26 protein-coding genes and 1 pseudogene are annotated in these 25,335 nt (G+C 62.9%); 10 read left to right on the top strand and 17 right to left on the bottom strand.

Annotated elements, in window-relative coordinates:
- Positions 1-4: 4 nt before the first annotated feature.
- From KYX69_RS12000 to KYX69_RS11970, 7 genes are all read right to left on the bottom strand, one after another.
- Complete coding sequence (locus tag KYX69_RS12000) at positions 5-1,189, bottom strand: TraB/VirB10 family protein (RefSeq protein WP_367280204.1); 1,185 nt, start codon at positions 1,187-1,189, stop codon at positions 5-7.
- Between the two features lie 92 nt (positions 1,190-1,281).
- A complete protein-coding gene (locus tag KYX69_RS11995; RefSeq protein ID WP_300497612.1) occupies positions 1,282-2,016 on the bottom strand; it encodes a type-F conjugative transfer system secretin TraK in 735 nt (244 codons plus the stop codon).
- A gap of 16 nt (positions 2,017-2,032) precedes the next feature.
- Positions 2,033-2,632, bottom strand: coding sequence for a TraE/TraK family type IV conjugative transfer system protein (locus KYX69_RS11990; RefSeq protein WP_300497609.1), 600 nt, complete (start codon positions 2,630-2,632; stop codon positions 2,033-2,035).
- Between the two features lie 42 nt (positions 2,633-2,674).
- Positions 2,675-2,941: a type IV conjugative transfer system protein TraL gene (locus KYX69_RS11985; protein WP_300497606.1), complete on the bottom strand. Its 267-nt coding sequence runs from the start codon at positions 2,939-2,941 to the stop codon at positions 2,675-2,677.
- Between the two features lie 101 nt (positions 2,942-3,042).
- The gene (locus tag KYX69_RS11980; RefSeq protein WP_300497603.1) at positions 3,043-3,360 is read right to left on the bottom strand and encodes a hypothetical protein; all 318 of its coding nucleotides are present in this window, start codon (positions 3,358-3,360) and stop codon (positions 3,043-3,045) included.
- A 204-nt stretch (positions 3,361-3,564) separates the two neighbouring features.
- Positions 3,565-4,269 carry a DsbC family protein gene (locus KYX69_RS11975; RefSeq protein ID WP_300497887.1) on the bottom strand — a complete coding sequence of 235 codons (705 nt, stop codon included), beginning with the start codon at positions 4,267-4,269 and terminating at the stop codon, positions 3,565-3,567.
- Between the two features lie 52 nt (positions 4,270-4,321).
- Entirely contained in the window at positions 4,322-4,621 is a 300-nt protein-coding gene (locus tag KYX69_RS11970; protein WP_300497602.1) for a hypothetical protein, read from the bottom strand.
- Between the two features lie 321 nt (positions 4,622-4,942).
- Between KYX69_RS11970 and KYX69_RS11965 the strand changes: the two genes are divergently transcribed.
- Positions 4,943-5,380, top strand: a complete 438-nt coding sequence (locus tag KYX69_RS11965) for a hypothetical protein (protein WP_300497600.1) — start codon at positions 4,943-4,945, stop codon at positions 5,378-5,380.
- A 20-nt stretch (positions 5,381-5,400) separates the two neighbouring features.
- On the opposite strand, the gene KYX69_RS11960 is transcribed toward KYX69_RS11965, so the two are convergent.
- Entirely contained in the window at positions 5,401-6,387 is a 987-nt protein-coding gene (locus tag KYX69_RS11960) for a GSU2403 family nucleotidyltransferase fold protein (RefSeq protein ID WP_300497597.1), read from the bottom strand.
- A 162-nt stretch (positions 6,388-6,549) separates the two neighbouring features.
- Here KYX69_RS11960 and KYX69_RS11955 point away from each other — a divergent pair, with 162 nt between their 5' ends.
- The 3 genes and pseudogenes from KYX69_RS11955 to KYX69_RS23210 form a co-directional block, all read left to right on the top strand.
- Positions 6,550-6,678 (top strand): hypothetical protein, encoded by a 129-nt coding sequence (locus tag KYX69_RS11955; protein ID WP_300497594.1) that lies wholly within the window; start codon positions 6,550-6,552, stop codon positions 6,676-6,678.
- Between the two features lie 62 nt (positions 6,679-6,740).
- Positions 6,741-7,148, top strand: a complete 408-nt coding sequence (locus KYX69_RS11950; RefSeq protein WP_300497590.1) for a helix-turn-helix domain-containing protein — start codon at positions 6,741-6,743, stop codon at positions 7,146-7,148.
- Positions 7,118-7,297: pseudogene (locus KYX69_RS23210) on the top strand (hypothetical protein); the annotation flags it as partial. The gene KYX69_RS11950 and the pseudogene KYX69_RS23210, both read left to right, overlap by 31 nt.
- Positions 7,298-7,441: 144 nt before the next feature.
- On the opposite strand, the gene KYX69_RS11940 reads toward KYX69_RS23210, so the two are convergent.
- A complete protein-coding gene (locus KYX69_RS11940; RefSeq protein WP_300497584.1) occupies positions 7,442-7,741 on the bottom strand; it encodes a hypothetical protein in 300 nt (99 codons plus the stop codon).
- Between the two features lie 187 nt (positions 7,742-7,928).
- Between KYX69_RS11940 and KYX69_RS11935 the strand changes: the two genes are divergently transcribed.
- Genes KYX69_RS11935 through KYX69_RS11925 form a run of 3 tightly spaced genes read left to right on the top strand, consistent with a single transcriptional unit; the run spans position 7,929 to position 10,483 of the window.
- Entirely contained in the window at positions 7,929-8,048 is a 120-nt protein-coding gene (locus KYX69_RS11935) for a benenodin family lasso peptide (protein ID WP_300497582.1), read from the top strand.
- Positions 8,049-8,099: 51 nt separating this feature from the next.
- A complete protein-coding gene (locus KYX69_RS11930; RefSeq protein ID WP_300497580.1) occupies positions 8,100-8,744 on the top strand; it encodes a lasso peptide biosynthesis B2 protein in 645 nt (214 codons plus the stop codon).
- Positions 8,744-10,483 carry an asparagine synthase C-terminal domain-containing protein gene (locus KYX69_RS11925; RefSeq protein WP_300497578.1) on the top strand — a complete coding sequence of 580 codons (1,740 nt, stop codon included), beginning with the start codon at positions 8,744-8,746 and terminating at the stop codon, positions 10,481-10,483. Before KYX69_RS11930 ends, KYX69_RS11925 begins: the two co-directional genes overlap by 1 nt.
- Here KYX69_RS11925 and KYX69_RS11920 read toward each other — a convergent pair.
- The 8 genes from KYX69_RS11920 to KYX69_RS11885 all read right to left on the bottom strand — a co-directional run bounded on the left by KYX69_RS11920 (position 10,476) and on the right by KYX69_RS11885 (position 19,852).
- Positions 10,476-12,581: an Atxe2 family lasso peptide isopeptidase gene (locus tag KYX69_RS11920; protein WP_300497577.1), complete on the bottom strand. Its 2,106-nt coding sequence runs from the start codon at positions 12,579-12,581 to the stop codon at positions 10,476-10,478. The two genes, KYX69_RS11925 and KYX69_RS11920, sit on opposite strands and share 8 nt — an antisense overlap.
- A 5-nt stretch (positions 12,582-12,586) precedes the next feature.
- Positions 12,587-15,190, bottom strand: coding sequence for a TonB-dependent receptor (locus KYX69_RS11915; RefSeq protein ID WP_300497576.1), 2,604 nt, complete (start codon positions 15,188-15,190; stop codon positions 12,587-12,589).
- Between the two features lie 87 nt (positions 15,191-15,277).
- A complete protein-coding gene (locus tag KYX69_RS11910; RefSeq protein ID WP_300497574.1) occupies positions 15,278-16,339 on the bottom strand; it encodes a FecR domain-containing protein in 1,062 nt (353 codons plus the stop codon).
- Positions 16,336-16,869, bottom strand: a complete 534-nt coding sequence (locus KYX69_RS11905; protein ID WP_300497571.1) for a sigma-70 family RNA polymerase sigma factor — start codon at positions 16,867-16,869, stop codon at positions 16,336-16,338. The genes KYX69_RS11910 and KYX69_RS11905 overlap by 4 nt, the downstream gene beginning before the upstream one ends.
- 230 nt (positions 16,870-17,099) lie before the next feature.
- Complete coding sequence (locus KYX69_RS11900; RefSeq protein WP_300497569.1) at positions 17,100-17,501, bottom strand: MarR family winged helix-turn-helix transcriptional regulator; 402 nt, start codon at positions 17,499-17,501, stop codon at positions 17,100-17,102.
- The gene (locus tag KYX69_RS11895; RefSeq protein WP_300497566.1) at positions 17,473-18,387 is read right to left on the bottom strand and encodes a phytanoyl-CoA dioxygenase family protein; all 915 of its coding nucleotides are present in this window, start codon (positions 18,385-18,387) and stop codon (positions 17,473-17,475) included. Before KYX69_RS11895 ends, KYX69_RS11900 begins: the two co-directional genes overlap by 29 nt.
- Positions 18,388-18,398: 11 nt before the next feature.
- Positions 18,399-19,022 (bottom strand): acyl-homoserine-lactone synthase, encoded by a 624-nt coding sequence (locus KYX69_RS11890; protein ID WP_300497564.1) that lies wholly within the window; start codon positions 19,020-19,022, stop codon positions 18,399-18,401.
- Between the two features lie 77 nt (positions 19,023-19,099).
- The gene (locus KYX69_RS11885; RefSeq protein ID WP_300497562.1) at positions 19,100-19,852 is read right to left on the bottom strand and encodes a LuxR family transcriptional regulator; all 753 of its coding nucleotides are present in this window, start codon (positions 19,850-19,852) and stop codon (positions 19,100-19,102) included.
- Between the two features lie 156 nt (positions 19,853-20,008).
- On the opposite strand from KYX69_RS11885, the gene KYX69_RS11880 reads away from it, so the two are divergent.
- The 3 genes from KYX69_RS11880 to KYX69_RS11870 all read left to right on the top strand — a co-directional run.
- A complete protein-coding gene (locus KYX69_RS11880) occupies positions 20,009-20,914 on the top strand; it encodes a toprim domain-containing protein (protein WP_300497559.1) in 906 nt (301 codons plus the stop codon).
- Between the two features lie 32 nt (positions 20,915-20,946).
- Positions 20,947-22,974 (top strand): ParB/RepB/Spo0J family partition protein, encoded by a 2,028-nt coding sequence (locus tag KYX69_RS11875; RefSeq protein ID WP_300497557.1) that lies wholly within the window; start codon positions 20,947-20,949, stop codon positions 22,972-22,974.
- 90 nt (positions 22,975-23,064) lie between these two features.
- The coding region (locus KYX69_RS11870; protein ID WP_367280203.1) for a strawberry notch-like NTP hydrolase domain-containing protein at positions 23,065-25,335 on the top strand (2,271 nt) is incomplete at its 3' end.

Genomic DNA, 25,335 nt, shown 5'->3' with positions numbered 1-25,335 from the left:
GGCATCAGAATTTGCTCCCGATGGTCGGCTTGATTTCGAGCGCGAGCCCTTCCTGGATGACCACCACGACGTCCTTGGCGGCGCCTACCTCGACCACCGGGCCGGCCTGGCGGGCGAGATCGAGATAGAATTCGGTGAGCTTGTCGGACGCCTTGGCGAAGCCGCCAGCGACGCCCGCCTTGGCGGCGTCTGTCGGGTCGAGCGAGCGCACCGAACCGAGCGCCGAAGTCGAAACGTCGCCAACGCTAGTCTCGACGGTCTGCGCAATGCCCGCGATCGTGCCGGCGATGAAGGTGCGCGCGAGCGTTGCCCCGGCACGGGTCACGACCTTGCCAGACAGGCCTTTCTTGCCATCCGCGTCGACGAAGAAGCCCTTGATCGGCTGATCGACAACGGCGCGTTCCTCAAAGTCGATGCACGAGATCGATACGAGCTGGACCTCGACGCGTTCCTTGGCGAGGCTGCCGGTGGCGTTGCCCACCACGAAACAGCCCGAAAGGTTCGCCTTGACCTCATTCGGCAGCACGGCGGGCGCCTGTACACGCGCGATGATCGGCTCGGGATTGCTGGTTGCATCCTTGCTCGCCAGCGCGTCGATGCCGGTGAGCAGACGCGCTTTCATGAAACCAGGCGGCAAATAGATCGTGCGCAGCTTTTTTTTTGAGCCTTCGGCGTCCGGCGTTGCCGGCGCCGCAATGGTCGCCGCACCGATGGCGCCCAGCCGGCGCTCGACCGGTGGAGCCGGCGGCGCCTCTGGGACGGTCGGCATCGGCGGAACCGGCGGAAGGCTGTCGGCTGCAGACGCGTCAGGAGGGGAGGGCGGATAGGTCGGGACTTCACCCGGCAGCGCCGGGGGCAGCTCAGGATCATCGGTCATCGTGCCGCGTCCCGGCGCGGTCCCGGTCTTGCCTTCCTCGATCGCGGTGACCCGGTCGCCAAGAAGGGTCTGGCCATCGATGATCTTCTTGAGGTCGCCGCGCAGCTTGACCTCGAGGCTATCGCCGCGAAGTCCCGCTCCCATGTCGAGCTTGGTTGCTTCGGTTGCCTTTTGGGGCGCGTCCGGTTCGCCGGTGCTGGCGGTGTAGAGCCCGATGCCGGCGATCCCGATCATTACGGCGATGCCAAGCTGCTTCATCCGCAACTTCTGATCGGAGGTAAGGCGTTCCCATTGTAGCGCGATATCGAACAACGCCGGGCGCTCGTCTGAGGGCGGGCGCCCCCCGTTGGTCGCGGGGGACAGCCGCGCTCCTGAGCGAGGGTTGGCGCGATCGCGATCGTCCGTCACAGCCCTGTGCTCCGACGCACCACGACCAGCCGAGCTGCCTCGCCTGGCGCGAGGGTCAGCCGGTCGAGCGTGACTGCAAAAATCTCGGTGCCGAGTGCGGTGTCGAGAAATGCGCGTTCGTCGAGGGTCGCCGCAACGGGGCTCGTAACGATGTATTCGCTGGCGGTGAGGCCAGCGCCCTCGATCGCTAGCCGTCGGCGTTCGCGCACCTCGATGCCAGGCAGATCGGCAATGGCGAGCCGCGCAAGACCCGGAGCCACTTCGGTGAACGAGCCGGGCACACGGTCCTGCAACAGTGCAAGCGCAATCGACACGGCACGCTCTTCTTCGACAAGCGGACCCAGCAGCGCCTCGTTGCTGCGCGCGCGTTGCGCGCCTCCGGGGACCAGGGTTACCGTCTGTGCCGGGATGTCCGAGGGTTCGGCATAGAGCGGGTAGATCGCGTTGTTGCACGCGACATAGAATTCCGCAGGAGCCGTGACGAAGCTGCGGGTCTTCATGCCTGCCTCGTCGAGTTCCGTGACGAGGAACTTGATCCACGCGTCCGAGCCGCCCCGCTCGACCGCGATCCCCTTCTCCGCCGAGAATTTGACATCCTCGATCTCGCCGCCGACGCAGATGACGTGATTGACGTCGCGGTTGGACAGGCGGATCCGGCTCGTCTGATCGGGGAGGGCCGCGATCGACTGGGCGAGGGCGGGGCCGGCGGCGCACAGCAGCGCGCCGCTCAAGACAAGGCTTGAGCGCCTACCGAGGATCGGCATTGAAATTCTCCTCCTGGAGTGCGGTCAGCCAGAACCGACCATTTTCGATCACATATTTGATGCGCAGCGTGCCGGGGAACTTGCGGATCACACCGCCGATCACGCGCACCTTTTCGACCGGCACCGCGATTTCGGTGGCGGTAAAGGTGACCGGCTGGTCGTTGCGAACATAGCTCGCGATCGACAAGGTCGGGTTGCGCGAGAGTTCGTCGAGAAGTTCGCTCAAACTGTCGCGCAGTCCGTTATACGCCGAGGGATGAGCCAGGCTCAGAAGTTCCTGGAACTGCTGGTCGGCCGAATAGGACGAGTAGGTACCCGACAGGCTGACGATGTTGCGCGTAATCGCCCGCAGATAGGCTTCGGAAGGCTTGTTGCCCGTGACATATAGATCACCGCTCGCACCGAACGGGACGATCACTGTCCGCTGGTTGAGGTTCGAGGTATAAAGCAGCGTTCCAAGCACCGCCGTGATGCCGAACAAGCCTGCGATCGCGAACTTGAGCAGCCGGTTCTCGTCGAAGAGATTTGCCGAGCCGAGCAGATAGCGGTGGAGGTGCCAGCTCGGCCGGGTGTCGCCGATCATGTCCGACCGGGGCTTGTGCCTGAAGGGATGGGCCATGTGCCGCTACTCGTAAAAGCGGGTCTGGGTCGGACCCGGATAGTGGCGAAAGCGCAGCAGACCCCAGCGCCAGGCGGCATGCGGGATGAACCCGCGCGGCTTGGTGCGCTTCCAGGGAATGAAGAGGAGAAGAGCGCCGATGAGCGTCCACCCGACCAGTCCGCCGACGATCACGGCGACGAAGATGGTCGACATCACGACGATGAATTCCTGCGCGTCGAACCAGAGGATCTGGACCGGCCGGTGCAGAAATTGTGGAAGACGTTCGTCCACACCCTTCTCCCTTGCTTCATCACGCGCGAGCGTGATTTCCGAGAGGCGACCATTCGCCCCCCAGCTCGTTGCGGCAGCCGCGCCAGCGCGGCGGCCTGCGCTCAGATCACCATCCCGAAGGTCTGCAGGATCGAGTCCGCCTTGATCAGACAGACGGCGGCGACGATCGTCGGGATGCCGATCATGATGTTCGAAAACAGACGCGAAACGCCAAACAGGAAGGCGGCCACGCCGCCGACAAAGCCGAGCGGCCCCTTGACGCCTTGGTTCACGACAATGTTGTAGATGTCGTAGCCCAGGTCCCCGGTCTGGGGCGCGGCAAAGGCATGGGCAGCGCCTGCCCCGGCAACGAGCGCCAGCGCTACGAGCAGGGCGGTATCGGCAGTCTTGAGTGCGCGCGTATAATTCAGTTTGAACATCGATGGTCTCCATGTGTCGGGAGCGGTCCAAAGCTATGCCTGCCGGCACGAAGGTGATCGTTTCCGGCCGGTTGCGACGCTGGACGGCTCCATGGGGGAGCGCCGCCGCCGGCATCCCGTTCTCGCGTCCAGCGCGACGCGCTGAGCCCCCGGGGCGAGACCCGCCACAATGAATTGAAGCGAGCCATTTCGCCTTTGCCCGGGTCAGGGCGACGGCTTGATCTTCGTGCTCTGTTCTTCCAGCCAGGCCTCGATCTCGGCCTGCTGGAAGCCCGAGATCATCTTCTCGCCCAGGAACAGGGTCGGCGTGCCGGAGACCCCGAGTCTTCGCACCGTTTCGCCATGGACCGCGACATCGCGCGCGCCATCGGCGCATTTGATCAGGGTCCTTGGCGTGTTCCCGGAATAGATGGCCTCGTACGCAGCCGCGCGATCCTCGGCGCACAGGATATGCTCGGCCTTTGCAGCGGCTTGCGCATGGACTCCGCTCACGAAGAAGATCAGGCGGCGGACATGTTTCCCTTCGGCGGCCTTGGTCGACCAATATCGGTCCAGCGCTTGGCAATAGGGGCATTCGGGGTCGGTGAACTCGATGACCTGCGGGGCATCGACAGGGCCGATCGCCAGTGCGGATGCGGGGTCGATCGACTTAAGCCGCTTGCGAGCGCCTGCATCCTGCGCGAGCGCAGTCACGTTGACCCCGTTGCGGTCATACACTGCGGCGAACAACAGGTGTCCGCTCTCCGGGGCGAAATAGAGCATTCTCCCGCCAGCGTTCGCCTGATATAGCGGCCCCTTCACAGGCGCCGGTCCGAAGTCCTCGAACCGCAGGTTCGTGAAGGTCTGGCGTAGAGCCTGCTGCGCTTCCCGCGCCGCCGTGGCGAGTGGCTGTTCGCCGTCCGTTTCCATGTCCTGTGCAAACGCCGAGGTGGAAGCGAGCAGCGCCGCCGCGAGGGCGATCTTACCGGCGCTCTGCATTGCGGGCCTCCGACTTGAACGTTGCGGCGCGCTCGATGACCGCGCGGTCGATCTTCAGGCTGGATCCGATGCGGATGGCGATGGGGCGCTTGAGCGTGGAAACCGGCCGCGTGCTCGGGATGGTCTCGATGGCGAAGCCCTGTTCGTTCGCGACAATGGTGAGGGGGTCGCGCCGGGCGCAGGGAAAACCTTCGGCATCGGGGCGATAGTGCTGCGCGTGCGCTGGCGTCAGGCCTCCAACACTGGGCAAAAGGACAAGGGTGACTATGCACCATGACCGCATTGGCATGACGACTTCTCCTGGTCGCGCAGGTCAATGCGCGTTGTTTGATTGGATCTTCCGACTTGCGAGCTTCGTGCTCGCGTTTCTGAAGATGAGAAGTGGAATGCGGGGTTCGAGGGTGATCGACAATCGTCAGGGCACTGAACAACCGCACCGGCAGCGCCATGCGCGAAAGTCATGGCAACGTCGCAGAAGGACTTTACTTCCTTCATTTGAGATGCGGATGAGTTTGAAGGGCATTAATGTGCCGTTCTGCCTCAAGGCGGTGGGTCCAGGGGCGCGGGCTGGGGTGTCGTTGTCGGCCAGAATGGAGTGCTGTCGGTGAGCCGTCGGTCACGGACGTTCAAGTTGCAGCTGTCGCCTGCCGGTCGGGATCTTCTGATCGAAGCGCATTGCCACTTGATACGTTCTACGCGCCAACTCCTTGCCTGGGGCACGACGCTGCAGCTCGCCGTGACACATCTTGAGACGGTTCCGCCAGAGGCAATCGAGGCGTTGTTGGGAGGCTTGCCATCCTTTGGGTATAGTGGCGGCAGCAAATATTACCTCGGCGCGCCGAAGGGGCTGAATGAGACCGCTGCTGCAATCGCCCAGCGCGTTCTAGTCGATGGCGAGGTCCCGACGATTGCGAGCATTTATCTTGTCGCACTTCAGCAATCACTCCGGGCTGAAGCCGGCGACCTGTTGAATGCGGTCGATCGCGCAGAGCGTGCCGCGCGCCGTGCCGATCAATCGGAGCGATGCGCGTCGGGGTCTTGACGACGAGCCGATAGTGCTGATCAGCGTCTCTCTGAACGTTCAGCCCAGCGTTCGAAATGCGGCTTCAACTCAGGAGGCAACTCGGTCTGGAAACGCCGATCGAGAGGGTAGTGCGGCATTGTCTGCGCGACGGCGTCGAGCAGGGCCATGCCCTGCTTTACATCCTTTGGCCTCTTTTGCGGGTTTCGTTCGGGCTTTTCGGCCATCCACAATTTTTGCAAGGCGAACCACCGCGGATCCGGAACGAAGAGGCGTGCTGCTTCACCATCCTGCACGCCGACGACCCGGCTGATCGGTCGACCGTTCAATAACCATTCCTGTTCGGGCAGCGGCACCGGCCGCGGCTTGTCGCGCGCGGTCTGACCTTGCAACCGGCTGGGTGCCGCGAGGATTTCGACTTCATAGGCCTTCGCATTGCGTGCCTGAAAGGGTCGCTCGCTGTTGACCGTATAGGTCGCATCGACCTCCTTCAGGATCTTCCACAAGGTTGGCCGGTCATCATCGGCGTCGATCGCCGTGAGCGCCATGTCGAAATCCATCGTCGTGTCCGGAGCGTCTCGAATGAATGCGTTGGCTTCCAGCGCGTAAGCGATAAGGGCGTTGGTTCCGACCACCATCGCTTGTTCCCCCAGGAACCGCATACGGTCTGCCTCGCGCAGAATTTTGCCGGCATCAGTGGGAAGCATCGGCAGGCGTAGCGCGCGATAAAGGCTGCCTATCTCCCGGAGCTTGTCCTTGCTTTGCGCCAGACGATCCTTCAGTGCGGCCTTTTCTGACTTATATGCATCGAATTCGGCCCGCTTCTCGCGATCGAGCGCGCCTTTACTTTTCATGCTTCCCACGCGATCGGTCACTTCATAAAGATATTCGCGTCCCGACACCTCCTTGATGCGCATATTATATGGCATGTCGTTGAGGGTCCGGAGTGTCTCCATCCACACCTCATAGGCTTGCTCGAGATTGACGATGATTCGGGCTTGCTCGTCCGAAAATGGCTGAATCGACATGATTACCCTGCAAAATCGCGCTTTGATCGATATGCAGGGTAAATGGCAGAATTTCAACATTTACCCCGCATTTTGCCGATCGTGGCGAATGCCGGGTAAATTCACGTTGGTTGCCCCCACCGACGGTCGGCATTGGTTGCCCGGACTATTTGCGAGAGGGGCATGCGCGGCAGCAATGAGCAGCGTGAGAGTATTACGGCATTGGTCCAAAATGGATCAATTGGCGTCGACACAGATGCAGCTGAAATTCGCGAAATAATTGCCGAAGTTCAATTTGACCCAGGTGTGTAACACACCTTACCACCCACATATCAGGCCTTGGCAGGCGGACTCTCCGATAGGGAGACGCGTAGATGTCGCTCACCACTGACGCGCCCGACGCCGACGGTCCGCTATCCTTTGTGAAGGAGCGGTCGGGGCGGCGGATCGAAGAAGCCCGTAAGCGCGAGGGCATGACACAGCGGGAGCTGGCTCAGGCATTGGGTATGGGCGTGCGCTGGCTCCGCGAGGTCGAGTCGGGCAATCCCAAGGTGCGGCTGGATGATCATCTACGCTGCGCCTATCAGCTCGACATTTCGACGGGTCACATTCTGATCCCGCTGATGTTCGCGAGCCAGAAGATGGCATTCCCGCGCCAGCTCGCGGGTGATCTTCGCGAGTTCGAGCGTCTCTGCGTCGAGACGATCGCCCAGCACCAGCTCGATCAGTTGACTGCGGCATTGACCCCCAGATGGCGTCTCCCGCGCGCAGCGGCGGGCTAGCCATGCTGCCAGACGCCAGTACCCAGGAACGCGTCTATCGCGCGCTCAAGGAGGAATATCTCGATGGGGTATTCCATGCCGGCATGCGTCTCGATCTCCATGCCGTCGCCGATCGGCACCGCGCGAGTACGACGCCGGTGCGAGAGGCGATCCAGCGCATGGTCGGCGAGCAGCTCTTCGAAGCACATCCAGATGGCGGCATGCGTGTCGTATGCCCCGACATCGATGTGCTGGCCGGCCTCTATGTCTGGAATGCGCAGCATCTCCTTGGCACATTGCGGCTCACCGACGCGTCACTTCTGCGGGGTTCGCTGAGGCTCCTTCGCGACCGAAGGCCCGGTATGACGGCTGGCGACCATGTCGCGTTTGCGGCGATCCTGTTCCGAGCAATCGGCGAGGCCACCGGCAACTCGGAATTCGCAGTGCAGATCGATCGAATGAGTCAGCGGTTGCATTACCCCCGACTCGCAGAAGCCCGCCTGTTCGATGACCCGGATCGCGAGCTCCGCACATTTCTCCGAAACGGTAATATTGATGTCCGGACAAACCTTCGCCGGCGAATTATCGCCTATCACCGGCGTCGGATCGACCATGTCGTTGCAATAGCCGGAGCGCTTGTCAGGAAGTGAACCTGCGGATCTACGGGTTCAAATGCAGCATTTCCTGATCGAGCCCGCATATATTCCGCAGGATTTGCGCAGAATATCTCGTCGGGGCGGCTTCCATGACAGTTATACTTGCAGGGCTGACATTCCGTCAGACCATGCAAGGAGAAGTACCATGGAAAAGGACGTGATCGAGCTGGGCATCGCCAGCGAAGAGACCAAGGGCATCCCGGTTGGCGGTGAGCCGGACGAGTTCGGCCTGCAGAAGCTCGAGGCCGGTCTTTCCGACGACTGAATGAGCGCGCGCGGCTCTTGCCGTGCGCCCCTTTGTCTGGAGCGCCCGCCCATGCATCTCGCCAGTCCAGATGGTGTTCATTTCTGCTTGCTGGGCGAGCGCTCCATCTTTCTCGATGTAGCGCGTGACCGCTATTTTGGCGCCTCCCCGGAGACAACACGTGCGCTGATACGGGCCATCGACGGAACTTCCATATTGGGATCTGACGAGGCCAAGCTTCAGCCGCTGCTCAACGAAGGCTTGCTGTGCGTCACCCTGGATCCAGCCCGCCCGCTAGCCGAAACTCTTGCCGTCACTGCAGTGCGCGACCTTATCGGCGAAGGTGCTGCCCCGCTGGGCCTCACATGTCTGGCAATTGTGTTGCAGCTTCGCGCACAACATGAACTGCGTCGCCGTGGGCTGGGGACAGTCATCGGCCGGCTCATGCACATCCAGCCCGGGACGCGCTTTCGCGCGATCGAGCAGGTTGCCGCAGCCCATCGTGCGTCGGACCTGATCATCTCTCCACATCAGCGCTGCCTGATGAAAGCCGTCGGCCTGTTCGACCTGCTGGTGCGCAGCGGCCATCGCCCGGATTTCATCATGGGCGTGCGCGACTATCCGTTCACGGCGCATGCTTGGATCCAGCTCGGCGACATGGTGATCGGGGACAGGCGGGAACGGGTGGCGCGCTACCGGCCAATCCTGGCCATCTGATGGCGCTTCGCTTCCTTGCGATGATCGAACGCGGCAAAGGCGGTCATGCCGCGGTCGCACTCGCTCCGCTGGCGGCGCTCGGCCTGAAACCTGTGCCGATGAGCGGGCGATTGACGTTGTGGACCAGCGAAACCGCTCAGGTAATGAAGACCGCATCGGGCCGGGCACTTGTGCTTGGGCGGTTGTTCACGCGATCCGATCGACCCCAGCGGGTTGTCGCGCTGGGTCCCGCCTTCGAGCAGCATGAAGACCTGCCGACGTTGCTCACCGATCGCTTTTGGGGACAATATGTTGCCATATCGCGATGCGCTCTGGGATCGACGCAGATATATCGAGACCCGAGCGGCGCGTTGCCCTGCTATGTTCGCGAAACCGCTGACGCAATCTTCCTGTTCTCGGACTTTGACCTCGCCGTTGCGGCGGGGCTGGTCGTTCCGACGATCGACTGGCACGCCATGGCTGCGTCTCTGCTGCGACCAGCGCTTCGGTCCGCCACAACCGTACTTTGCGATATATACGAAATCCCGCAAGGCTGGGTGCTGGGCGTCGGCGGCGCGCAATACGCCGCGCTGCGGCAGCAGTGGTCGCCCTGGCACTATGTGCGCCCGAACGGATTGCGCCGATGCGATCTTCGCGAGGCGCTTCAGGCCGCAGTGGTTGGCACCGTTCGGGCGCTCGCCAGTCCGTTTTCACAGATCCAGCTTTGTCTTTCTGGCGGGCTCGACTCCTCGATTGTCGCGGCGGCGCTGGCCGGCACGAATACGACCTGTCTCAATCTCATTTCTTCGGGACCTGAAGGTGACGAGCGTGGCTTTGCTTCGATGGTGGCCAATCACACCGGATTGAAACTTGTCGAGCGGTCGTACAGCTTGGACGACGTCACAATCGGTCGGTCAAGCGCCCTTCATTTGCCGCGACCGGTAGGGTCTCCGGGCCGTCAGGCGTTTGACGCGGTGAACCTTCAACTCGCCCGCGAAGTCGCCGCCGATGCCGTCTTCTCGGGGAATGGTGGCGACAACATATTCTGTTTTACGCAGTCCGCTACGTCGATTGCTGACCGGTTGAAATCCCGGGGGCAGCGGATGAAAGCCTGGCGGACCGTCGCGGATGTCTGCGAACTCACCGGATGCAGCGTCTGGCAGGCCATGTCGCGCGCGTTGCTCAAACTGCCCAGAAGTGCCGCCGCCTACAGCTGGGCGAGCGACCTGCGTTTCATTCATCCCGACCTCGCGGCCTCGCTAGGGAGTGCGGCCGCAGAGCATAGCTGGTTGGACGCGCCCGTTGGCGCTCTGCCCGGTCGGGCTGCGCACATTGCAGCACTCTTGCGCCCGCAGAATTTCAGCGAGGGCTTCCCCCGCGCCGACCCGATCGAGCTCGTCACACCGCTGCTGGCGCAGCCAATCCTTGAGCTCTGCCTGTCGATCCAGACCTGGCAATGGATTGAGGGCGGGCGGGACCGAGCGGTTGCACGAGATGCGTTTGCGAATCTGCTCCCGGCAGCGATCACCGGGCGGCGGACGAAAGGAGGGCCCGGTGCCTTCTACCGACAGATCGTCGACCGCTATCGGGTGGCGATCAGGGAGCAGTTGCTGGAGGGTGAGTTGAGCAGTCGCAAGCTTATCGATCGCACAGCGATCGAAGCCTTTTTCCAGAACCCGATCGACGCGCAGGGCGATTCCTACGTGCGCGTTCTGACGCTGAGCGACGCGGAGTCCTGGATCCGGGCCCGCCTCAACTAGGCCGGGCTCTGGCCGCTCGGTCCCGAAGCTCAGTCCATCTTACCACGTCGACCCACCGCGCAAACGGACCGGGATCACCCTTCAACCAAAAGCTGAACCACGCAATGTTGCGGTTGTACATGGCGAGACGGTGCGCGGGCTGCCATTTCATGTGATGCTCATCGGGGAAGACGATGAGGTCAATGATGCCGCCCGCCTCGCGAAGCGACGTGAAGGTCTCTAGCGCAGCGAGATATTCATCGTCGGAGGCCTGGACGAGCAGCGGCGTGCGAAAGCGCGCTGCATTCCTGGCGAATGAGAATGAGCCCCAGAAGGCCGGGGCGTCATCGATGTAGCGCGGGTACAGATATGTCCGCAGATGGTCCCAGCCTTGCTGACCGAGCAGGGGCGCATGGGTCTTGGGTTCGGTGCAGCAACCGCCGAGCGCACCCACTGCAAACAGGTCGCTGTTGAGCAGTGCGTATTTGGCCGAAACCGCACCATCGCTCAGGCCGGTGATGCCGACGCGCTTGGGGTCGATCAGGCCGCGACGGTCGAGCAATTCTATGCCGGTCGCGAATGCGGACATCACGCTCTTGCGATCGGCCCAGTCGCCATAATCGAGCTGCGCGCGTTCGGCCTGAGACTCGGTCGGCTGCATCTGCGACAGATGTGTCGGTCGCTCGATGCTGAGCACGGCGAACCCTTGCGCAGCGAGGGCGAAGATTGGGTACTCGTCTCCCGTGCCACCCCGAAGGAATTCGCGCGTGCGATATTGGACCACGATCAGCGGCAAGCGCTCGCCAGGCTGGCGCGAGGGCGGCAGTATCAGATCGGCATAGACCGGCACGCCTCGATCATTGCGCCATTCCAAGCGTTCGACCGGTCCGAGCCGCAGGTGCCGAAACTCCGGGTTGGGATCGAAGATCTCACCGATCGAGCCGGTGGTCGGGTCGATGCTCACGATCCGGCGCGGGCGGGAGGGTTGCTCGAGTGCGCAGACAATTCGCTGCTTTGCCCAGCGGCATCCGAGGAAGCGATCGCGCGTGGTTAGTAGATGCCGTGGCACGCCTCTTCCTGGCTGCCAGATGTAGAGCGCATCCTGGCTGTTGCCCCAGCCCGTCCGGCGCAGGAACAGCAATCGCTTCCCATCGTCACTCAGCGCAAGGCCGCTGAAGCGTCCATCGCAGCTTTCGGCGGCGCACTGGATCACGTCGCCGGACTGCAGTCGCACCTTGAGCGTGCCATCGACATTTGCGCGGCTGCGCTCGCCTTTGGACGACCAGGCAAGACCAGCGGCACTTGACGAGAACCAGAATGCGCCGTCGGGGCGCTCCTGAAGGCGGGTGAGAGACCGCTGCTCGACCGCGGTCGCCGCCCGAACCGTGCCATCCATATTGACGGTTTCGATCAACGCCTCGGTCGGCTCGCGATGCGAGGGCTTGTTGCGCGCAAGCGGCGACCAGCGATGGTCATAGACGAAGCCGGTCAACCCTTCCGCATCAAGCGCCTGCAAGGCTTCGATGCGCTTGGGTCGGGTTTGGAAAGCGATCGCCTGTCCGCTTGGGACCCAATCGAACGCCTCCACATCAACCGGCGCGCTTGTCAATTGGCGGCTGCCCGATCCGTCACTCGCGGCAACCCAGACCTGGACATGGTCGGATATACGTTTGAGAAAAGCCACATGACGACCGTCCGGAGACCAGATCGGCTCGATCAGCAGGGGGTTGCCAGCGGTATAATAGGCGATCGGCCCGCGCTGAAAGCGATACCTGATATAATCTCCGCCACGATCAATAATGCGGGGCGTGGAGGGGTTGACGAGGTCGATCACCACAAGTGCATGGCAATAGCTGTTGGTCGCTGGCTCCGCACGCCGTAGCTGGATGGCGAGCTTGCTACCGTCGGGCGAGACGCCGATCGGGCTGCCGTTCATCATCATGTCGGCCGTAGTGCCGAGGTCGCGCAGACGGACGAGGTCCAGCGGCGCGATGTCTCGAAGCTGCACGGCCGCCCGCTCCGCAGGCACGACATCCTCGCATGCCGCGGCAGCCGGCGTTGCCGCGAGCGCAATCGCCAGCAGGAGCGGGCTGACGCTGGCGACAAGGCGCCTTTGCAACCACATCACCATGTCTTGCGGATCGTCAGACTGAAGAAACGGCCCACCGGCGAGTAGTTGGTCGAGTCATAGGTTGGATCGATCGAGAGCGACTGCCTGATGCGGTCAGGGGCGGCGTTGAGTAGGTTCGACGCGGCAAGCGATAGTTCGAGCCCGTCAAACGGCGACCCTGCTGCGCTGACACGATAGGTGATCGCAGCGTCGAGCGTCGTGAATGAACCGACGTCGACAGATGGGGTAATGCGCCGGTCTTCGGTGCCGCCGACATGGTTGAGATAGGACGTGAAATTGAGACCTCCATCCTGCCAGCCAAAACCGCCGCGCGCGCGCCAGTGCGGAATTCGGAAGATCGTGCCCGCCAGTTGAACCGTCGGCTGGCCGGCCACGAGCACCTGTTCGCTTTCGATATAGCTTGCGCTACCGAGCACGGTCAGCGTGCCAGTCGAGCCGATGCCGAAACCGTAGCGCAGGTTGAGATCGACGCCCTTGATCGCTTGCCGCGATGAATTGCGCTGACGGCCATCGACAATCGCGACAACGCGTGATGCGTCGAAGGGCACGCCAGCCTGGTTTGACAGTCCCGCCGGGGCATCGGCCAAGGCGGCGGTAATCTGATCGGCAGTCGGTGCCCGCGTGATCAAATGCGCGTAGTTAGGATCGGCGAACAGACCGAGCGACGAGCTGATCGGCGCAATGATCCTGTCCTTGTAATCGATGTCGAAATAGCTCGCTTCGATCAGCGCGCCGGATAGGAACGCTGGACGCCAGGCAAGCGTGAAGCTCAAATTCTCGGCGCGTTCTGGCTGCAGCCCGTCCGGATTGCCGCCCGTAATGTACAGCACGGTTGACCCAGCCGGGAAGGCTGACGTCCCATATGCCGTGGCCAGGCGCAGTGCGACGAACTTGTACTGGAACTCCTGATACAACGTCGGCGACTTGAATGATCGGCCCCAGCTCGCTTTCAGGTCGAGCGTTGGCACCGGCGAATACAAAATGCCAAGCTTGGGCGTTCCAACCCCGCCAAAGCCGTCATAATGCTCGTATCGGATCGCGCCACTGAACGTCAGCCGGTGCACCAGGCCGATCGCGTTGCCGGGTTCGATGAGCGGTGCGCGCAGTTCTGCAAAGCCATAGCGGCTGTCACGCGAGCGAGTGAAATCGGCTGACACGCGCTGCGTGCCGGACGCGACCGAGCGCGTGAACAAGTCAAGGGTGTTGGATCGGTAACCTCCGCCCAACGCAATCTTGAGCCCGCCGCCCGGTAACGACAGAAGCGTGCCATTGATCCCGGCCTCGCCGGCCTTCAGGACATTGTTGTAATCGACGAGCGCGGTCTGAAGCAGCGCCCCGCCAGAATAAACATCGGTCTGCACCGAGGTGCGGCTTTCGCCATAGGTGCCCTCGACATAGCCTTCCCACCCCCGTGCGATATCGAACGCCAGCGACGGCGAAACCGAGAAGCTGGTGACCTCCGGCCGCGCCAGGGCGCCGCTCGTCAGATAGCTGGCGGTTGTGGACGAAGCCAGTTGCAGACGGGACTGACGATGCATGTAGGTAGCGTCAATCTCGAAGCGGACGGCGTTGCCAAGTTCCTGATAGCCGCTCAGAATCGCTGTATATTGCTCGAGGCTTGGCACCAGCGTCGCCGTTGGGTGGAGCGTACGCGTGAAGTCTCGATCCCCGGCCAGGATGGATGTCGACCGGCTGAAGTCGCCGGTGACGAGGAAGCCGCCTGACTGCCAGTCGGTACCGGCGGCCAGTGAGAATTGGCGCTGTTCGTTGCCGCCATCTGTCGACAGACCGTAGCGCGCGGAGGTCTGAGCGCCATCGAAGCTCCGCTTGAGGATGATGTTGGCAACCCCGCCAACGGCATCCGATCCATAGATTGCCGATGCGCCGTCGGTCACGATCTCGATCCGGTCAATCGCCGCAAGAGGGATCGCCGAGATATCGACGCCTTGGGATACCGCGTCATAGGGCAGCCGATGTCCGTTCAGCAGCGTCAGCGTGGCATCCTGGCCGATGCCGCGCAGGTTCAATGTCGAGGACGAGGTCGTATTCTGGTTGGTCCCGCCTTGGTTGCCGCCGCCGGCGACCGTTGGGTTCTGCCCGCCTGAAAAATTCTGCGGAATCGATCGGATCAGGTCGCCGAGATTAGAGAATCCGGCATCTGTGATGTCGCGCTGCTTGAGCACGATCGTTGGTGCAATCGGAGTTGGCCCCTTGATGCGCGAGCCTGTCACGACGACTTCGTCCGGGGTTGCCGGGCGCTCGACTATTTCGCCCGGCGCCTGCGCTCGCCCCTCGATCAGGATCCCGTCTTCGTCAAAGCGGGCAACGAGGTTCGTGCCGCGAAGCAGGCGCTCGAAGGCTTCGGCGGTGCTGAAGCGACCTCGTAGCGCAGGCGCGCGCCGACCCTCGACCGCTGCGGCTGCGAAGATGATTTCCTTTCCGGACTGTCGCGCGAGTTCCTTGAGCGCATCGCCGAGACTCTGCGATGCGATCGTATAGCTTTGGCGCTGGTCGCTCTGCGCGGCGGCCACGGTGCCAGTGAGCAGGAGCGCGTAAGCCGCGCTCGCCAACAGACGCCGCACATTCCGATTTGCCATTCCCGTCCCCTTTCAAATGCGCGCCATTGTGAGCGCTGCAGAGGACCAGACGCGGAAATCGTCGGACTACGGGGCGCAGACGAAAATTTATTTCGTCGTCAGGGTGACGTGCGATGGATCGCTGCGATCGACCCGAAGATTGAGAACGGCGGCGAGCCGATCTGCAAGCTGCTGGCTGTCGTCGACGCGAAACCGTCCAGAGACGCGGATGTCCCCCAGGCGCGCGTCGGCAAGCCGGATCGGTAGCTGTCCGATCCGATTGCTCTCGGCAGCCACATCGGCAAGCCGAACCCGATCAAAATCGCGGATAGGAGCGTTCGTCGTTGCGTGCGGACCGGCAAACCCGCGAGCGGTCAGGCCGCTTTCTGAGTGGATGGCGGTTGGGCTTCCATTTGTGACGATCATCGTCTGGCCGGGATGCAGCCGGGTCGGCCCAGGCTTCGCAGTTCCACGCATTGGGGGAGCAACATCCACGGCACCGCGCACAAGTTTCACGGTCACTCGGTCTTCAGGCGTGATCGCCACGTCGAACATGGTTCCAAGAGCGGTGATGCGCGTGCCGTTCGCGACGACTGTGAACGGTCTTTGCTCATGGGCGACGTCGAAGCGAGCGCGGCCATGGCTGAGCCACAATAGCCGCTGGTTCCGGTCGAACCGGATTTTGAGCCGGCTATCCGGTGCCAGCGTCACTCGAGATCCATCAATGAGCTTCTCCAGGCGTTGCTCCGGTCCCGTGCCAAGCTCGAGGCGGGCGAGGGGCATGGAACCATCCGACTGGGGCGACGACCCGGCGCGCTGCTGTTGCTCGGGCCGGACCGCAAAACGGTCCGACTGCCAGGCGAGGATCGCTACGCAGAGAATGGCAGTTGCGCCTGCGCCTGCGAAGACCGGCCCTGCGCGCCAGCCAAAATAGGCGCGCCCCGGGCCGGCGGCGTCTTCGTCGGCTCCGCGCTCGAGGCATCTGCCCAGGCTAAAGATCTCCGCCGCCCGGTTGTAGGCGCTGCGATGAAGTGCGCCACGCGCGAGCCAGGCCTCGAACGCTCCGCGATGCTCCTCTGCCTCCGGACCGCGCATACGCGCGAACCACGTCGCTGCTTCCTCCATCAGCTGGCCCGACGGGCGCATCTGGTCCTCCGCTGGCCCGGTCATGTTCGCTCGAGGGCCTCGCCGATCTTGAGGATGGCTTGGGCGACGTGCCATTCGACCGTTCTTGAGCTGATGTCGAGGTTTGCTGCAATGTCCTTCATGCTGCGGCCCTCGACGCGATGGAGCAGGAATACCTGTCGCGTGCGCGGCGGCAAACTTTCCACGATCCTGCGATATTCCGCCTGCAACTGCACTAGCTCTATATGATCCGCTTGATCGGCTCGAACCTGGGGTTCGTGCGCATCGAGTTCGACCAGTTGCGGCCTGACTGCCGCGCGCCGCGTGCGATCGATGAGCAGGTTTCGAACGATGCGCCGAAGAAAGGCGTCTGGGTTCTGTACTGCTGCCAGCGAACGGTGACGCGCGAGCCGCGCGAAGGCGTCCTGGACGATGTCTTCGCCATCGGCTCCCTGCAGCCGATACCGCAGATAGCGACTGAGTGCCGGCGCTCGCTCGCGATAAAAGGCGGCAAGCCAGCGACGATTGTCGTCGCTCTGTGCGACATCGGCGTCGGGCCCGATCGGATCGCGCATTGCCTCACGCGCCTCTGGGTACAGGCGCGACACCCGACAAGTCGGTATCAATCGACGAAAAGCACACGAGCACAGCATCCCGAAGATGCCGACAAGGGAACCGATGCTTGCGGCGAACCTTCGCGGTTCAGCGCTCGTGATGCCAGGCAATAATTGTCCGAAGCGGTGCCGGCCTTTCTCGCTTCGATGCGGAAGACTGCCCGAGTGCGCTGCGCGGCGCAAGTGCAGTGTCACACTGCCGTGTTGGGCGGTCGCCATAAGGCAAAGATTGTCCGGCAAATATCTTGTACCAAGAGCACGCCTTCAGGTGAAAATCGCACAAGAATGCGGCGGCCGTCGTCCGGATCGGGCGCGCGTTCGAGTATGCCGCGATCGACCATCCGGTTGATCATGTTGAGTGCCGTACGCGGCGGAGCGGAGGTAGCGCCGCATAGACCTGTCAGGGACATAGGCCGGCAATCGGCACGCGCATAGAGATCAAGCAACATGTCGAGTGCAGGCACCGAAAAGAGTTCGCGCCCGAGCAGCTCGCCAAGCGCGCCGCTGGTTCTGATCGTCAGACGGGCAATGTCGCGCGCCGCTTCGCCATGCAGCGGTGCATGGTCATGCACGACGGAAGGCGGGATTGCCATTTCGTACCCCATCAAATGCGCCCGCATAATATTGCTCGATCAGCAGTTCCTGCTCGGGTCGAAGCGCATCGATCGCCCCTTGCGGTGCCCCGTCCCAGCTGAGCAGATGGGAGGCACACCTCCCTTCGAACGTTCCAAGGTTGGGACGGTGCGAGCGGTAAACAGCCAGCTGCGCCAGTTCGCGTGGAAAGGTTCGCGCGATCTCGGGGGGATAGGCGAGCCACGGCAGCTCATAAGGTTTGAGCCAGCCGAGGCTATAGCTGATGATCATGCCACGCCGGGATAGGGATGTACGATTGGCACCACCTGCATGCAGGGTCGAGCCGAGGAACAGCAAGGCTGCGCCGGGTTGCATTTCTGCAAATATTGCCTCGCTCGGATCGAGGATGATCTCGTCCTGACGCCGATGGCTTTTCGGCCAGACGACCGTCGCGCCATTCTCGGCCGTGTAATGGGTAAAGGGCCACATGACATTGACGAGGTATTCGAGGCCGGGCTGGCGTACTGGCCACATATCCTGATCGCGGTGCGGCGGCTGCTCGCGACCACCTGGCAAAATCTCGATCGCTTGTGTCAGATTGAGTTGAATGGCCTCGCACCCGGGCGAGAGGATGGTCTCGACAATAGACAGGATGAGCGGATCACGCACAAAGGCGTCGAGTTTGGTTGAGCGACCGAGCAGCCCGTGGAACCGCTTGGTCCGATTGCCATAAAATGGTCCGGTCGCCGGCGGGGTGAGGTCGAATACGGCAGCCAGATCCGCCGCAAGCGCATCGACCGCAGCAGTTTCGATTGCGTCGGGGATGATACAATAACCGTCACGCAGCAGGGTGTCGGTCCATTGAGCGACATTATCCGTCAATGGGGCAGGTTGGTGGAGCGTCATGTCAGGGCTCCTCATGCTGCCAGGGGCGGCGTGGCCGAGCCGCGAAGCCCAGGTGAGATGTAGGTACCGGCTTGTTGGAGAAGTCCGATCGTCCCGGGCTCGATGCGGATCCGCAATGCTCCGGTCGCGACGCCGCCGACCAGCTTGGGCATCCCCAGCAACTGGCAATCCCATCCCAGCGAGAGGATCTGGGTCAGCCAGCTCGAATCGGCGACGCAGGTGAATGCCGATACATCGTTTTCAAGCGCATAATCGACCGCTGCGCTGATCAGTTCATTGCGTAGTCGCAGGCGCGCGGCGGCGCGCAGATCGGGCGACAGGCATCCCCGCGTAATTTCAAGGATGTGCGGTCCGCTCGGCACGGGGCCATCGCACAGATCGCGGAAGAGTTTGCCGAGCAAATGGGGGCGATCGGTTGGCAGGAAGCGAAACGAGCCGAGATGGGTTGAATCATCTGCGGCGCTGACGAGATAAATCGCGTCATCGGTGTCGAACTCGTCCCGCTCGAACGCGCCTGCAACGACCGGCACGTCCCATTTCAGCAGATCGACGAATACGCGCTTGCGAGCTCGATGCATGTTGTCGCGAACCGCGCAGGTGCCTGGTGCGCAGCTACCATGGAGTGTCTGGATCATGTCGTGCTCCCGTCTTGTGACGGCAGCTCAGTTCCTGCAGATCGCCAGCGCAGGACACCCCCTGATCAGAGGGTTGCTCAGCGGCGCAGCACCTCACTGTACGAGATCTGCCCGTCGAACAGCGCGCGCACGATGAGGAACGGACGTTGTGCATTGCCATAGGCCCGGCGCACATTTTCGACATGCTCATGCGCAGTTGCCGGCGAGATCCCGAGCAGTTGCGCGATCTCGGGATCTGCCTTGCCGCGCGCTACCAGCACCAGAGCATCGCGCTGCCGATCCGTGAGCAGCGGCACGCTCACGCCTGGCTCTGCCGTACGCTGCTCGGCCCGCAAGATGCGCCGCCCTGCTTCGAATGCGTAGCTGCTGATCATGGTTGCCAGTGGCAGGGCGCCACGGCCCAGATCGTCAGGCGACGGAGTGCCGAACGAGCAGGTTCCGCGATACTCGCCTGGCACATGCACGGGTACCGTAAAGCCATCGCCCAGTCCATAACGCCGAGCAGCTTCCAGTATGTCATGATCACGCTCGGTGAGGCGGATAAGCGCACCGACCTCGGACCAGCGAAAGCCGGTCGCCGTTCGAGTGCTCGCACGGTGGATCGGATCGTTGACATAATAACGTTCGGAAAGCGACTGGTCGATCCAGCCAGACGGGTAGTTGCTGAGGCGCAACGCATCGTCGGGCGGGCCGCGCAAATCGACGTGATGACCCATCGCATACCATTTGAACCCGAGATCGTAGGTCGCGGCCTCAAGCCGCTCCTGCAACTGCCCACAGTCCCTGATGGAAAGGAACCGGTTTATCTCGTCGTAGAATTTGCTGTGCATGGAACGGCCTCGTGCCTTGTCGGCTATCTGCCACCTCTCCAGTCCAGTCGGTCCAACTTAGCATAGTCTGCGGTCAAGGCAGACGGGCAATGATTCCAGTCAGGTCGTATCGATCGGGTAAACGTGGAGAGGGGGTGGTTAGGCGAGGAGACGCCGATGTCGACCATCGATCCAAGCCACCGACTGCACGATGCCGCCGCCGAAGTTGTGCGTTCCCTTGGGGGCCTTTGGCGCCCTGGCGGCGCAATGTGCCACTGTCCTGCGCATGACGACCGCACGCCGAGCCTGTCGGTACGCGTCGGGACGACCAGCTTGTTGTTCAAATGTTTCGCGGGCTGCAGAACCGTCGATGTTATCAAGGCATTGCGTCGTCGAAACTTGCCGATACCGGTAGAACGGTTCGGCGGTACAGTGATCTGCCGTTCAACGGGATTCGCTGCGCAAGCGCGCCGGCTCTGGGATCTGGCCCGCCCGCTCGCCGATACTCCCGGCGCACACTATCTGACCGGCCGCGGAATCACTGCGCGCCCCTGGGCGCTGCGCTATCTTCACGCGACGCCGCTGGGGCGTGGTAACATGGCCCGTTTTCGTCCGGCATTGATTGCCGCCATTCATGATGGCGCCGAGCTGGTTGCCGTGCAGCGGACGTTTCTGGGTCCGGCGGGAGGGGGGCTGGCAACTGATCTTGCAAAGCCCAAGCTCGCGCTCGGGCGACCGCGTGCCGGTGCGGTAAAGCTTGCCCGGGCAGGTTCCGTCCTCGGGTTGGCCGAGGGCGTTGAAACTGCGCTGTCGGCGATGCAGCTCCTTGGAATTCCGGTGTGGGCAACACTGGGCGGCGAGCGCCTCCCTCACATCAGGATTCCCGCGCTTGTTCACCGCCTCGTTCTCCTCCCCGATGCCGACCGCAGTGGCCGCATTGCGGAGCGATTGTCCCGCTCGGCCTATGCCGGGTTGGCGATCGAGATCCAAACGGTCTGGCCTTGGTCCGGCCTGAAGGACTGGAACGATGTTCTGAGGGAGGAAGGGAAGGGGGAGGCTGGTCGGTTGCGGCTTGCGGTCTGAAGGTCAGTCCGTCCGCATTGGAGTGAACATCCATGTCCGACATCATATTCGTCAAGGCAGCTAATTGCACCAAGTCGCCGTCAAACGTTCGTAAATCTTCCGATCCCGTCGCCGACGCGCAACTCGCTGCGAATATCGCCGCCAATGGCATAATTCAAAATCTTGTCGCGCTGCCGGTCGCTCGAAAGAAAGGCCATTACCGGATCTGCGCTGGCGGGCGTCGCCTCGATTGCGTCCTCGCGAATATCGCGGCCGGCCTCTTTCCTGCCGATTATGAGATTCCGATCAAGGTCTTGAAGGATGCCAAGGATGTCCTTGAGATCAGCTTCTCGGAAAATTTCTTCAATCTCGAGATGAACCCTGCCGATGCCTGCCGCGCCTTCCAGGACATCATTGAAATCGAGCACAAGACTCCTGCCGATGTAGCCAAGCGATTCGGTCTGACCGAGCGCTTCGTGCGCGGTCGGCTGCGCCTTGCCAACCTTGCCGAGCCGATCTTTGAGGCCCTGCGCGAAGGCGCGATCACGCTCGACGTTGCGATTGCATATGCCAGCACATCCGACACGGCGCGCCAGGCGAGCGTGTTCGAGCAGATGGATGACAGCTACTACGCGAGCAATGTCAGCGAGATCCGGCGCCGGCTTGCAGCGGGCGCCTATAAGGGCGCAGATCCAAAGGCGATGCTCGTCGGCCGTCACGACTATGAGGCCGCAGGTGGTCGCGTGGATGGAGATCTTTTCTCCGATGCAGCTTCGGAGATCTGGCTCGATGGCGAGATCGTCGACCGTCTTGCCGCGGAAAAACTTGCTGCTGCAGCGGCAGCGCTGCGCGACCGCGAAGGGTTTGCAGAGGTGCGCGCAGTACCCGGCCCGCATGTCCCCTATATCGAGACGAGTGGACTTGTGCGGGTAAGTGGCGAACCCATCCCGCTGCGGCCGGAAGCACGGGTTCGCAAGCAGGAGATCGAGACCGAGCTGACGGCGCTCGAACAGGTCGCCGGGTCGGACGAGGGCTATAGCGAGCAGCAAACCGAGCGCATTGCGGCCCTGGAAGCGGAACTTGATGCGATCGGGGACGCGGGCGAGACGCTCAGCGATGCGCAGCGTGCCGCGGCGATCGCCTATGTCGTGATCGGTTCGGATGGCCAGCCCCGGATCCATGAGCAACTTTACGCCGAGCCGATCCAGCAGGAAGACCCAACCGACCGCGAACGGGCGGAATCCGATGTCGGCGAGGACGATCCAGAGGAGAGTGCGCCCGAGGTCCGGTATAGCCAGCGACTGCTGGATGAGCTGGCGACGATGAAGACCGAATTGCTGGCGGTACATGTCGCGAGCGATCCGCACTTCGCCCTCGACCTTGGTACCTTCATCATGGTCGACAATGCGACGCGTTTGTCGGGCTATTACAGCATGCCGAGCGAGCTTCGCGCCAATGCGCCCAGTGCACGGGTGCCGGGGTTTGAGAGCGGAATGCCTGCAGCCGAAGCATGGGCCAAGCTGGACGAGACCCTCGACCGCAGCTGGACACAGCCCACGGAAATCGAGCAGCGCTATGACGCGTTTTGCGCGCTGGATGACCCGAAGCGCGCGGCTTGGCTCGGCTGGGCCGTGGCGCGTACCCTGCAAGCGGTTCCCGATGGCAGTGTCGGTAGCGGCTTCCTGAACCATCTCGGCGTCAAGCTCGGGATCGACGTGGCAGCCTGGTGGCGTCCCACGGCGCGCAGCTTCTTTGACCGGATCACCAAGCCTGCCATCCTGAAACTCTTCGAAGCGATTGGCGGCCAAGAGCTCAGGAGCCGCTATGCGGCCTCCCGCAAGTTCGATCTAGCCGCTGCCGCCGAAAAGCTATTTGGCGGTGAGGTCATCGTCGAGGCCGACATCAGGGAACGCGCATTGAGCTGGCTTCCCGCTGCAATGCGTTTTGGACCTGAACCGAAACAGGAGCGCAGCGATTGCATGGCGTCTATGCAGGTTGCTGACGAACGGATCAGCGAACCCAGCGGGAATGAAGCGCCTCGTTCGGAGCTCCACGGCGGAGCCATCGCAGACGCGGCCTGAGCATCGCCTTTGCGGCGAGGGGCCGCGCATGCGCGGCCCCTTTCACGTTCGCATGCCGTCGCGCCAAGCTCTTCCGCGTTCGCGCAATCGTTGCGTCATGCGGCGACGGAGGGAGGGGGGGCGAGGTGGTGGGCCAACGGGCCTTGTCGCTGCTTCCGGAGATCTGCAATGTCCCATCCACATTCCCTTGATGCTGCCTTCCAATCCGGTGCGGATGGACGGGCCGGTCGGGCTGCCCAACTCGCGTCAGTAGCACGCACGCTTGCGATCCGGATCAAGAGTGGCGCTGCGATTTCGCGTCGATCGCTTGGTACGTTGATGACTGACATGTTCGGCGGCTCCGATGCGTCGGGCGTCTGGTCGATGCGCGACGCGTATGACGCACTCGAACTGGCGCAGGTCATGGCCCTACTCGACCCGGCATGGCCTGTCGTTGATGGACCGAACGATTATGGCGTGCTGCGCGCACTGGAGGCAGTCGGTCGCGCGCTGCCGACGCAAAGCTATCGCAGCGAGCGTCAGCTCGATCTCCAGCAATTTTCGACGCCGTTGCCGCTGGCCTGGCTCGCCGCCAAAGCCGCGGCGTTGCGTCCCGACGACGTAGTGCTTGAGCCCTCCGCCGGGACTGGCCTGTTGGCCGCATTCGGGCGGCGGCAAGGCTGCACGCTTGTCCTGAACGAGCGTGATCCATCCCGGGCCGCGATCTTGCAAGCCGGGTTCGGCGGCACGGTTTTCTCCATCGACGCCGAATTCATCGACGACGCTTTGCCCGCCGCTGTCCGGCCAAGCGTTGTGCTGATCAATCCGCCTTTTTCGCGCAGCGCGCAGCGCGGTCGCGACCGCCATGCAGGAGCCAGACATTTGCGATCGGCGCTGATGCGACTTGCGCCGGGCGGTCGCTGCGTCGCCATCATGCCTTCGGCGTTTGCGCCGGATGGAGCGGGCGCGAACGGCTATCGAAGCGTTTCACGCGCCGTGCCACCGCGGGCCGAGATCACGATCTCCGGCCAGCCCTTTGTCAAACATGGCACATCGGTCTCGGTTCGCTTGTGCGTGTTCGACAAGGGTTGGACCGGTCTGGTAGAGTGCGCCACCGTGTCCTCGCTCGATCAGGCATTGGACCTTGTGCGCGCGCTTCCGCCGCGACTGAGTAACGACCGTGTTCCGCCCAGCGGCGGCGCGGCATTGCCAAGCCGCCTGGCTGACTGGCGTGCGGGCCTCTTCGATTCCCTCAAGCCCAACCGGATCGCAGCCCCGCTCACCGTCCAACCGCTCGACAATGTCCCGCGACTGCTCGATTATGAGGTTCTGGACGTTCCGCCCGCAGGGGCGGAGCAGATCGGCATTTACGTGCCCTGGCGCCTTGCCCGTATGCGGATTCCCGACGCAGCGCCGCACCCGGACCAGCTCGTTGAGTCGGTGGCGATGTCATCGATCGTACCGCCGGCACCGCAATACCGTCCCATGCTGCCGCCCCGGTCGGTCGCCGCACTGTCCGATGCGCAGCTCGAGACCGTGATCTATGCCGGTCAGGCGTTTGAGCGCGACCTCCCGGGAAAGCACCTACCGAACGACGTCGGCACCGTGCTGGAGCCGAACGCGACTGGGCACAGCTACCGGATGGGGTTCATGTTGGGAGACGGCACGGGCGTGGGCAAGGGGCAGCAGGTCGCAGCGTGCATCCTCGACCGCTGGTGCCGAGGGCACCGCCGCGCAGTCTGGGTTTCCAAAAGCAGTGCATTGATCGAGGATGCGCGCCGCGACTGGGCGGCGCTCGGCGGCCTGCCGATCGACATCCAGCCGCTCGACGCCTTTGCGTTCGGCACTCCCATCAAGATGGGCAGCGGCATCCTGTTTACGACCTATGCGACGTTGCGCTCGCAGCGCGAAGACGCCCAGTCCAGGCTTCACCAGGTCATCGACTGGCTCGGGTGTGATTTTGAAGGCGTGATCGCGTTCGACGAGGCGCATGAGCTTGCCAATGCTGCGGGTACTCAGACCCGGCACGGTGCGCAGAAGGGGTCCGAGCAGGGGCTGACAGGCGTCAGGCTACAGAATCTATTGCCGCGCGCGTGTATACTGTATGTTTCCGCGACCGGCGCGACCGATCCGGCCAATCTCTGCTATGCGACGCGACTGGGGCTTTGGGGGCCTGGCAGCGCATTCGAGAGCCGGGACGCGTTCATGGCCGCGATCGCCAATGGTGGCATTGCGGCGATGGAAATTGTGGCGCGGGATCTCAAGGCGCTCGGGCTCTACACCGCACGGGCGCTAACGTTTCGTGGCGTTGAATATATGCCGCTCGAGCACCGGCTCACGGCCGATCAGGTCGCGGTCTATGACGCCTATGCGGACGCCTGG

This window comes from Sphingomonas sp. (genome assembly GCF_030145815.1).
GTDB lineage: Bacteria > Pseudomonadota > Alphaproteobacteria > Sphingomonadales > Sphingomonadaceae > Sphingomonas.
This window is presented reverse-complemented; position numbering and strand designations above follow the sequence as displayed.